The sequence below is a fragment of the Wolbachia pipientis genome, from assembly GCF_023661085.1.
Lineage (GTDB): Bacteria > Pseudomonadota > Alphaproteobacteria > Rickettsiales > Anaplasmataceae > Wolbachia.
In genome coordinates this window covers 1-10,188 of record NZ_JAHDJT010000040.1, presented here as the reverse complement: position 1 = coordinate 10,188, position 10,188 = coordinate 1, and the positions used below count along the sequence as shown (strand labels likewise).

General features: G+C 37.3%; 9 protein-coding genes and 2 rRNA genes. 7 read left to right on the top strand and 4 right to left on the bottom strand.

Annotated elements, in window-relative coordinates:
* Positions 1-509: 509 nt before the first annotated feature.
* A 23S ribosomal RNA gene (locus DM84_RS02555) occupies positions 510-3,299 on the top strand.
* Between the two features lie 66 nt (positions 3,300-3,365).
* Positions 3,366-3,472: ribosomal RNA gene (rrf, locus tag DM84_RS02550) — 5S ribosomal RNA — on the top strand.
* 85 nt (positions 3,473-3,557) lie between these two features.
* On the opposite strand, the gene DM84_RS02545 is transcribed toward rrf, so the two are convergent.
* The 3 genes from DM84_RS02545 to rpmH all read right to left on the bottom strand — a co-directional run bounded on the left by DM84_RS02545 (position 3,558) and on the right by rpmH (position 4,402).
* Entirely contained in the window at positions 3,558-3,830 is a 273-nt protein-coding gene (locus DM84_RS02545; RefSeq protein WP_250778183.1) for a hypothetical protein, read from the bottom strand.
* Positions 3,831-3,915: 85 nt separating this feature from the next.
* A complete protein-coding gene (gene rnpA, locus DM84_RS02540; RefSeq protein ID WP_250778184.1) occupies positions 3,916-4,260 on the bottom strand; it encodes a ribonuclease P protein component in 345 nt (114 codons plus the stop codon).
* Positions 4,261-4,267: 7 nt separating this feature from the next.
* On the bottom strand, positions 4,268-4,402 hold the full coding sequence (rpmH, locus tag DM84_RS02535; RefSeq protein ID WP_250778182.1) for a 50S ribosomal protein L34: 135 nt from the start codon (positions 4,400-4,402) through the stop codon (positions 4,268-4,270).
* Between the two features lie 114 nt (positions 4,403-4,516).
* Between rpmH and pstC the strand changes: the two genes are divergently transcribed.
* The 5 genes from pstC to DM84_RS02510 all read left to right on the top strand — a co-directional run bounded on the left by pstC (position 4,517) and on the right by DM84_RS02510 (position 8,575).
* Positions 4,517-5,605, top strand: a complete 1,089-nt coding sequence (pstC, locus tag DM84_RS02530; protein ID WP_250778181.1) for a phosphate ABC transporter permease subunit PstC — start codon at positions 4,517-4,519, stop codon at positions 5,603-5,605.
* Positions 5,606-5,712: 107 nt separating this feature from the next.
* The gene (gene atpD, locus DM84_RS02525) at positions 5,713-7,155 is read left to right on the top strand and encodes a F0F1 ATP synthase subunit beta (protein WP_250778180.1); all 1,443 of its coding nucleotides are present in this window, start codon (positions 5,713-5,715) and stop codon (positions 7,153-7,155) included.
* 5 nt (positions 7,156-7,160) lie between these two features.
* The gene (locus DM84_RS02520) at positions 7,161-7,493 is read left to right on the top strand and encodes a F0F1 ATP synthase subunit epsilon (RefSeq protein ID WP_250778179.1); all 333 of its coding nucleotides are present in this window, start codon (positions 7,161-7,163) and stop codon (positions 7,491-7,493) included.
* Positions 7,494-7,530: 37 nt separating this feature from the next.
* Entirely contained in the window at positions 7,531-8,175 is a 645-nt protein-coding gene (fsa, locus tag DM84_RS02515) for a fructose-6-phosphate aldolase (RefSeq protein ID WP_250778178.1), read from the top strand.
* Between the two features lie 145 nt (positions 8,176-8,320).
* Complete coding sequence (locus DM84_RS02510; protein WP_250778177.1) at positions 8,321-8,575, top strand: hypothetical protein; 255 nt, start codon at positions 8,321-8,323, stop codon at positions 8,573-8,575.
* Here DM84_RS02510 and fumC read toward each other — a convergent pair.
* Positions 8,570-9,961 carry a class II fumarate hydratase gene (gene fumC, locus DM84_RS02505; protein ID WP_250778176.1) on the bottom strand — a complete coding sequence of 464 codons (1,392 nt, stop codon included), beginning with the start codon at positions 9,959-9,961 and terminating at the stop codon, positions 8,570-8,572. The two genes, DM84_RS02510 and fumC, sit on opposite strands and share 6 nt — an antisense overlap.
* Positions 9,962-10,188 lie beyond the last annotated feature (227 nt).

The following is a 10,188-nucleotide window of genomic DNA, read 5'->3' as shown; positions in this document are numbered from 1 at the left end:
TTTAATAGGTTTTTGGACGTTTCGAAAAGTGCTGTTGCTTCTCTATAGAGATTATTGTATTGATTTACAGCGAATTGTTTGGTCTTCTTAATATTAAACATACCGATTAACTTGCGAATAAAACTTAAAATAACACTTATAAAGGATAAATTACCTTTCATATTTTAGATACCCTTGGCGCTTACTATCATTTTTGAGTAGACCTGATTTTTAAAGCATTTTATATTATGGAGTATTTTTTTCATTGATCTTTAATTCTATATAATTTTGCTTTAACACTCACTTAAATTATAAATTTTACCTACTTAGGATTACAAGTATATTATTATTGTTGCTAATGTAAGTAAATATTTTGTGTAAAAAAGCGTTGACATATTGCTCATTAGTTTCTAACATATAAGAAGTTAATTTGATTTTTAGATGTTTGACAAGTTTTATGGTAGAGATTAATTTAATCTCAATTCAATTTCAATAATATTTAACTCTGCATATTCTGCATATAGTTGAGTAAATAAATTATTAAGAGCACTTGATGGATGCCTTGGCGTTAAGAGGCGATGAAGGACGTGGCAGGCTGCGATAAGCTGCGGGGAATTGTCAACAGGTTTTGATCCGCAGATTTCCGAATGGGGAAACCCAACTAGTTAAGCTAGTTATTGCATATTAAATCAATATGCAAAGCAAACTTGGTGAACTGAAATATCTAAGTAACCAAAGGAAAAGAAATCAACTGAGATTCTGTTAGTAGTGACGAGCGAAAGCGGAAAAGGCTAGTGGTTTAAGAATAAGAATTAGAATACTCTGGAAAGAGTAACCATAGAAGGTGATAGTCCTGTATAAGTAGAAAGTTTTTAAATCCTCGAGTAGAGCGGGACACGTGAAATCCTGTTTGAATATGGGGGGACCATCCTCCAAGCCTAAATACTCCTTAACGACCGATAGTGAACAAGTACCGTGAGGGAAAGGTGAAAAGAACCCCGGGAGGGGAGTGAAATAGAATCTGAAATCGAGTGCTTACAAACAGTTGGAGCTCTATGTTTTTGCTACAAGAGCAATCTTGTAGCTGGCTTACATTAGAGTGACAGCGTACCTTTTGCATAATGGGTCAGCGAGTTAATCTATAGAGCAAGCTTAAGCCGTTAGGTGTAGGCATAGCGAAAGCGAGTCTGAATAGGGCGTTTAGTTTTATGGATTAGACCCGAAACCAGGTGATCTAGTCATGACCAGATTGAAGGTGTGGTAAAACACACTGGAGGATCGAACCAGTTAATGTTGCAACATTATTGGATGAGTTGTGATTAGGGGTGAAAGGCCAATCAAACTTGGAAATAGCTGGTTCTCCGCGAAATCTATTTAGGTAGAGCGTTGTATGTATGTTGTTGGGGGTAGAGCACTGGATAGACTAGGGGGACTCACCGTCTTACCAAATCTAACTAAACTCCGAATACCAATAATTAATTGTACAACAGACACACTGCGGGTGCTAAGTCCGTGGTGAAAAGGGAAACAACCCAGATTACTATCTAAGGTCCCAAAATTACAGCTAAGTGGGGAAGGAAGTAGAAAAACCATTACAGCTAGGAGGTTGGCTTGGAAGCAGCCATCCTTTAAAGAAAGCGTAACAGCTCACTTGTCTAAATAAGTTTTTCTGCGCTGAAAATGTACCGGGGCTAAAGCTGTATACCGAAGATGTGAGTGCTTATTGATTCCGATCAATAAGTGCGGTAGCGGAGCGTTCTGTAAGTCTGTGAAGGTAGTTTGTGAAAACTGCTGGAGATATCAGAAGTGAGAATGCTGACATAAGTAGCGTAAAAGAGTGTGAAAAACACTCTCACCAAAAATCTAAGGGTTCCTACGTTAAGTTAATCTGCGTAGGGTTAGTCGGTTCCTAAGGCGAGTCCGTAAAGGAGTAGTCGATGGCAATCAGGTTAATATTCCTGAACCTCTTAAGTGTGACGGGTTTTGTATTTGTATAGGTCTAATTGGATTGATCTATGCTTAAAAGAAGCTCCAGGAAATAGCACTTATATTCATGAGGCCGTACCGTAAACCGACACTGGTGGATGAGTAGAGTATACTAAGGTGTTGAAAGAATGATGTTGAAGGAACTCGGCAAATTATACCTGTAACTTCGGAAGAAGGGTAACCTGTTTTTAGGCAACTATTAGTAGGTGGCACAGAATAGGGAGTAGCGACTGTTTACTAAAAACACAGGACTCTGCAAACACGTAAGTGGAAGTATAGGGTCTGACGCCTGCCCGGTGCTGGAAGGTTAATAGGAGGGGTGTAAGCTCCAAATTGAAGCCCCAGTAAACGGCGGCCGTAACACTGACGGTCCTAAGGTAGCGAAATTCCTTGTCGGGTAAGTTCCGACCCGCACGAATGGCGTAACGATTTCTCCACTGTCTCCAACATCAATTCAGCGAAATTGAATTCCCCGTGCAGATGCGGGGTACCCGCGGTTAGACGAAGAGACCCCGTGCACCTTTACTATAGCTTTACATTGTTATTAAAAATGTAATGTGCAGGATAGGTGGGAGACTTTGAAATTATGGCGCTAGCTGTAATGGAGTCAACCTTGAGATACCACCCTTTACATTTTTGATACCTAACTATGTTTCATTATCTGGAACTAGGACATTGTATGGTGGGTAGTTTGACTGGGGCGGTCGCCTCCTAAAAAGTAACGGAGGCGTGCGAAGGTAAGCTAGAGCTGGTCGGAAATCAGCTTGATAGTACAATGGCATAAGCTTGCCTGACTGCGAGGCTGACAAGCCAAGCAGAGACGAAAGTCGGTCATAGTGATCCGGTGATTCTGTATGGAAGGGTCATCGCTCAACGGATAAAAGGTACGCCGGGGATAACAGGCTGATGGTGTTCAAGAGTTCATATCGACGACACCGTTTGGCACCTCGATGTCGACTCATCACATCCTGGGGCTGGAGAAGGTCCCAAGGGTTCGGCTGTTCGCCGATTAAAGTGATACGTGAGTTGGGTTTAGAACGTCGTGAGACAGTTCGGTTTCTATCTGCCGTGGGTGAAGGAAATTTGAGAAGATCTAACTCTAGTACGAGAGGACCGAGATGGATATACCTCTGGTGTACCAGCTGTTATGCCAATAGCATTGCTGGGTAGCTATGTATAGATGGGATAATTGCTGAAAGCATATAAGCAAGAAACCCTCTTCAAAAAGATTTCCCAATTAAGGCCGTGGAAGACTACCACGTTGATAGGCTAGGTGTGGAAGCATGGTAACATGTGAAGCTAACTAGTACTAATAGCCTGATTGATTTATTTGCTTTCTATGTGTGTATATGCAGTGTTAAATATTAGATTGAATTTATTGAATTAGAGATTTTTATTAACTTGGTGGCTATAGCAAAAATGAAACACCCGATCCCATCTCGAACTCGGAAGTGAAGCTTTTTAGCGCTGATGGTACTTGCAAAGGGAGAGTAGGTCGCTGCCAAGTTTATAAAAATCTCTTTATCAATTAAGTGGTGAGTATACCTTTATTTTAAATCCCTTATTTTGCTATTGTTTTTTAAATCTTTACTTTAACTGCGTTGTCTTTTCTTTCTTATATGTTTGTCGTTTTCTATATCATCTAACATTGTTCCTACTTCCTCTAGTTGGTTTCCTTTTGAAGGGGAATGACTGATTTCTGGTAATATTGCATTATTCTTCACATTCTTTAATAATATTTCTTGTTGGAGAAATGCTGATTCCCAATCTATCCATGTTCCTGTTCTTTTTTCTCTAGAGGGAAATAAAGGCTCATACATCTCACCGAAGCTTATATTATTTACCTCATTTATGTGTTCTATCATTCACCACACCCATTAACTATTTTTAAAAATTTTACCTATGTTATCATAAATAATATAGTTGTAAATACCTTAATTGAGATTTTTTTTATTTTATTTTTTTTAGGCAAATAGTTAGGTCTTTCTGTAAGTTTTTATAACTTGCTTGCATAATATTTCTATGAGTCAATATTATGTAATAGTACCCTGCGTTATTTATATTTAGAATGATGAATCTGGCAAGTGCCCGTAATCGTCTTTTGATTTTGTTTCTTTTTGCTGCTTTTCCAGTTTTTTTACTGATAACTAGACCTATTCTAATAGTGTAAATATACCTTTCGGGCTCTTTCTCTTTTATGGCGTATAACGATATATAGAGCCCACGATAGAAAAGACTACCAGGTGCTAGCTTATTTTTAAAAGCAAATGAAAACTCTTTTTTTTTATGCTCGATAACTTAACTATGCACATAGTTTTTTGCATCCTAGTGAGCGACGCCTATTAAGAATTTTCCTTCCAGCTCTTGTTGCCATACGTAAGCGGAAGCCGTGCCTGCGCTTTCTTATCAAATTTTTCGGTTGAAATGTTCTCTTCATTGTTTTTATAAATATAATTAGTTATTTTAATTTATTTTACTTTATTGTCAAATGATGGTTGCATTATATTTTGATAATCTTAAAGTTATATTCTCGTAAAATAAGATTCGATAGATGAATTCGTTGGCAATAATCCTCTCCATACCTACGCTACTAATTCTTTTATTTTGCTTTAAGCAAGTGGATAAGGTTAAATCTTATTTATATCTTAGTTGTATATGGATGTTAACTTGGTTGTTGATACTCTGTAACAATTGTTTTATAACTTCCATTTCTATAGCGTTACTTTTTTTCATGTTTGCTTTTATATTTAAAAGCAAAAGAAATAAGATAATCAAATTTTCACTGTTTGTGGCTCTAGCCATATCGTTTTTTATCACTTTGTTTATAATGTTATCTATTCTTACCCAATCTGTTAATTTTTTTAAAGAAGTAGCTATTTCAGAATTCTTGTTTTGCTTGAAATGGAGCCATAATGTGGTAACTATCAATGGAGAGAAAGTAGGATGTTTCGGTATAACCCCGCTTTTGGTTGGCACGTTGGTTATAACTATTGTAGCAATGCTGGTTGCTGTTCCGCTTGGTTTGTTTTCTGCAATATATATTAGTGAATATGCGAGTGGGAAAGTGCGTTACATTGTTAATACAACTTTGCAGGTTTTATCTGCCATTCCTACAGTTGTGTACGGATATTTCTCGGTTGTATTTTTATCTTCTTCTGTGAAACAGATAGCAAGTTTTTTTGGTTTGAATATACACTCAGAGAGTGCCTTGGTTGCTGGGTTATCGATAGGGATAATGATTCTTCCTTTTATTATTTCTTTATTAGAAGACGCAATCAGGTCTGTTCCAAAGAGCTTACGCTATGGTTTTATGGCATTGGGAGCCACTCCAGCAGAAACTATATGGCATATAACAATACCTTATGCAATGCCGACGATTTTAAGTGCAATTTTGTTGTCAATTTCGAGAGTGATAGGCGAGACAATGATCGTGCTGATGGCTGTGGGAATCAACTCAAACTTAACTTTTAATCCTCTCAATTCAGTTACTACTATTACTGTGCAGATTGCTACATTACTTACTGGAGATCAGGATTTCAATAGTGTGCAGACACTTGCTGCTTATGCACTTAGTTTAGTGTTGTTTATTATTACTTGGCTCTTAAATGCGTTTGCACTGTTCATAATAAAGCGTAATTAGCAAATGTTGTTGCAAAATTTCTATTAATAATATAAGATTTATTTTCTTAAGGAGTTCCTTGGGAACTTTTTTATAAAATTGTAGTGTTAGGTGATAAAAGTAAAGAGATGAATATAGGTAGAACGGTTAAGGTAACTCAAGCAGTTGTTGATTTAAAATTTGAAGGCGAGCTACCTAAAATATTTAATGCTTTAAAAAGCAAACTAAAATATAAGGGCAAGGAGCTAGTTTTAGAAGTTTCACAGCATATAGGTGACAATATAGTCCGTTGTATTGCTATGGATAGCACAGATGGTGTATCAAGAGATGACGAATTTGTTGATACAGGTGCACCAATATCAGTTCCGGTTGGACGTTCAACTTTAGGGAGAATCTTTAATGTTGTAGGAGAGCTTATAGATGAGTGTGGTCCGCTGAAAGGAAAGTATGATTTAGAACCTATACACAGAGCGCCTCCAAGTTTTACCGAGCAGAGGATACAGGAAGAAGTTTTAGTTACAGGAATAAAAGTTATAGATCTTCTTGCGCCTTACCTTAAAGGAGGAAAAATTGGTTTATTTGGTGGAGCTGGTGTTGGTAAAACAGTTCTGATAATGGAATTAATTAACAATATAGCAAAAGCTCATAAAGGATTTTCCGTGTTTGCCGGGGTAGGGGAGAGAACACGTGAGGGTAATGACCTTTATCACGAGATGATCACTTCAAATGTAATAGATATAAATGAACATGAAAAATCTCAAGCTGTTTTGGTTTATGGCCAGATGAATGAGCCTCCCGGGGCAAGGGCTAGGGTTGCTTTAACAGCTCTAACTATGGCAGAGTATTTTCGTGATCATGAAAATCAAGATGTTTTATTTTTTGTGGATAATATCTTCCGTTTTACTCAAGCTGGTTCTGAGGTTTCCGCTTTACTTGGAAGAATACCTTCAGCTGTTGGTTATCAGCCAACCCTTGCAACTGATATGGGTGCAATGCAAGAGAGAATAGCTTCAACTACTTCAGGCTCCATTACTTCTGTGCAAGCTATATATGTTCCTGCGGATGATTTGACTGATCCAGCTCCTGCAACTACGTTTTCTCACCTTGATGCAACCACAGTGTTATCAAGGCAAATAGCTGAAATGGGGATATACCCTGCTGTTGATCCACTTGATTCAACTTCTCAGTCTTTGTCTGCTGAAATCATTGGTGAAGAGCATTATAAGGTGGCTTCTGAGGTGAAGCGTATATTGCAAACTTATAAATCACTGCAAGATATTATTGCAATACTTGGTATGGATGAACTATCTGATGAGGATAAAATTGTTGTTGATAGGGCTCGTAAAATTCAGAAGTTTCTTTCTCAACCTTTTCACGTTGCGGAAGTATTTACTGGCATGCCTGGTAAATTTGCTTCACTTTCCGATACTGTGTCTAGCTTTAAAGGGATTGTTGAAGGCAAGTATGATCACTTGCCGGAAGCTGCCTTTTATATGGTAGGGAATATAGACGAAGCAATGCAAAAGGCTGAATTAATAAAGGATGAAACTAAAGTTGGAGCTAAAAGTTAAAGATTATGAATACCTTCAAAGTGCAATTTTTTTCTCCTGATAATCAAATTTTATTCAATAAAGTGGCTTCTCTTTCAATAAATGGGCTTGAAGGGGAGCTTATGGTTTTAGCTCACCATTCTCCTTACTTGATTTATTTATTACCTGGTATAATTACTGTTAAGATGAGTAACCGAAAAAAAGAAAAAGTTGTGGTTGATAATGGTGTGTTGGAAGTTGCAGATAACAATTGTAGCATTATGACGAACCAAGTTCAGATTTTTGATCATGTAATTCATGATGAGGAATCGTTGAAGAGCAAGAGGATAAACATGCAGTTGAATTATCTCAGTCAGTAAGTTTTTATCGTACGTTGTTTATTAATGGGGGAGTAGTATGGAAATTTTTCTTGATAGCGTTGACTTAAATGAAATTAAAGAACTAAAAGAATTCATTGACGGCATAACAACCAATCCTTCTTTGATAGCAAAATCTGGGCGTAAAGATAAGTATGAAGATTTAATAAGTGAGATATGCTCTATTATAGCAGGGCCTGTTAGTGTGGAAGTTGTTGCGGATAACCATGAAGATATGATTAAAGAAGGTCTTAAGTTAGCGAAAATCGCTAGCAATATCGTAATCAAACTGCCTCTTACACATGAAGGATTAATTTCTTGTAAAAAGTTGTGGACAGAACATAAAATACCTGTTAACATTACATTATGTTTTTCTCCTGGACAAGCACTGCTTGCCGCTAAGGCCGGTGCTTGTTTTATTTCTCCTTTTGTTGGTCGCCTTGATGATATAAGCTATGATGGCTTGTCACTAATAGAAGATATATGCACTATATATTCTAATTACGGCTTTGATACCAAAGTTCTTGTTGCATCGGTAAGAAGTCCAACACATGTAGTAGAAGCTGCAAGGCTTGGTGCTGATTCAATTACTGTGCCAGCAAAAATACTTAGACAATTACTTAGCCATCCACTTACCGACCGGGGGCTTGTAATATTTGAACAAGATTGGAATGCAAAACAATAAGCGGTCACAGAAACGGGAAAACTTGAAGAGCGAAAGCAAGTTTTGGCGCTAAATCAGAAAGCAGGTTGTTCAAGAGATCTATTGGTCGGTTTTTCTTCTTTCACTATTAATAGATTTATAACGCAATTGAGCTTAAATATTCAGTATGAAAAGCTTTGCACTTATTTTACTATTAGCTTCGTTTCCACTCTCAGCATCATTTACAAGCACTGAGGGCATCAAAGAAAACTGCGATTACGAATATTACCCTAAATTGGATCATAACTCTGCAGATGAGCTGTGTACTATAAAGCGAAATTATTACAGATACGGTGAGAAATTAAAAATGTTGGCAGACGAGAGAATAAAGGAGATAAAGAAAACTGCTTTAAACATTGGTAATAAAACTAGTGATTTATAAATTCACCATTTCTTCTGGTTTTACTATTCTTTCAAACTCTTTTTCAGTGAGCAGCTCAAGCTTCACTGCCGCTTCTTTTAAGGTGATATTTTCTTTATAAGCAAGTTTGGCTATTTTTGCTGCATTGTCGTATCCTATATGCGTATTTAATATAGTGACCAACATTAATGACTGATTCAGCAGATCTTTTATTCTCTTTTCATTTGCCTTAATGCCAATCACACATTTTTCTGTGAAATTTAAACTTGCGTCAGCTAAGAGTCTTATGGACTGCAAAACATTGTAAATTATTACTGGCTTAAACACGTTTAGTTCAAAATGGCCATTTGAACCGCTGATAGTTACAGTAACGTAATTTCCCATAACTTGAGCACATACCATAGTTACTGCCTCACATTGAGTTGGGTTCACTTTACCTGGCATAATTGAAGAACCTGGCTCATTTTCTGGTAATATTATTTCTCCAATTCCGCACCTTGGACCAGAACCAAGCAACCTTATATCATTTGCAATTTTCATTAAACTGACCGCTACTGTATTGAGTGCCCCACTTAGCTCAACCAGAGCATCATTTGCTGCTAACGCTTCAAATTTATTTTTTGCTGAAATAAACGGAAGATTGGTAATTTCTGCCACTTCTTTAGCAAAATCTTCAGCAAAGCCTTTTTTAGTATTAAGTCCCGTACCAACGGCGGTGCCACCTTGTGCAAGTTCATACACATTGTTCAGAGCTGATTTTACTCTTTCTATTCCCTTTTTAATTTGAACTGCATAGCCAGAAAATTCCTGCCCCAGTGTCAGAGGCGTTGCGTCTTGCAAATGAGTACGCCCTACTTTTATTATATTTTTAAATTCCTGAACCTTATCATTCAGTGCCTTATGTAGCACTTCAAGATTTGGAATGAGAGAACAATTTATCTGTTTTGCTGCTGCTATGTGCATTGCTGTTGGAAAAGTGTCATTTGATGACTGGCCAAAGTTCACATGGTCGTTTGGGTGTACTGGAGACTTGCTGCCCAAATCACCGCTCAAAGTTTCTATCGCGCGATTGCTGATCACTTCATTCATGTTCATATTGGTTTGAGTTCCAGATCCAGTTTGCCATACGACAAGTGGAAATTCATCATTAAATTTGCCGTCTATTACCTCCTGTGCAGTTGTGCAGATCGCATTCCCCACTTTTTCATCTATGGCACTATGCTTTATATTCACACGTGCTGCTGCAAGTTTTACTATTGCTAGCGCTTCAATGATAGGCTCTGGCATCTTTTCCGTGCCAATTTTAAAATTTTCCAAAGAACGCTGTGTTTGCGCTCCCCAATAATGTTCACTTGGTACTTTTACTTCCCCTAAGCTGTCTGATTCTATTCTGGTTTTTTTATTCATATCTTCCTCCTTGATGTCATACAAATAGCTGACACTGAAATCCAGTTTCACTACATAAATTTTTCATGTTAATATCTCCACTTTTTGGTTAATTAAATCGTACTGTATTGTATCTTAAACTGCAACTAACCTTTAGCTATAAACGTTTAAGAAGTTTACTAAATGAAAAAAGGCAAAGAAACCCCGAGTGGCGAGTTTTGACTCTATAATACTGTAAATTGGCGCTA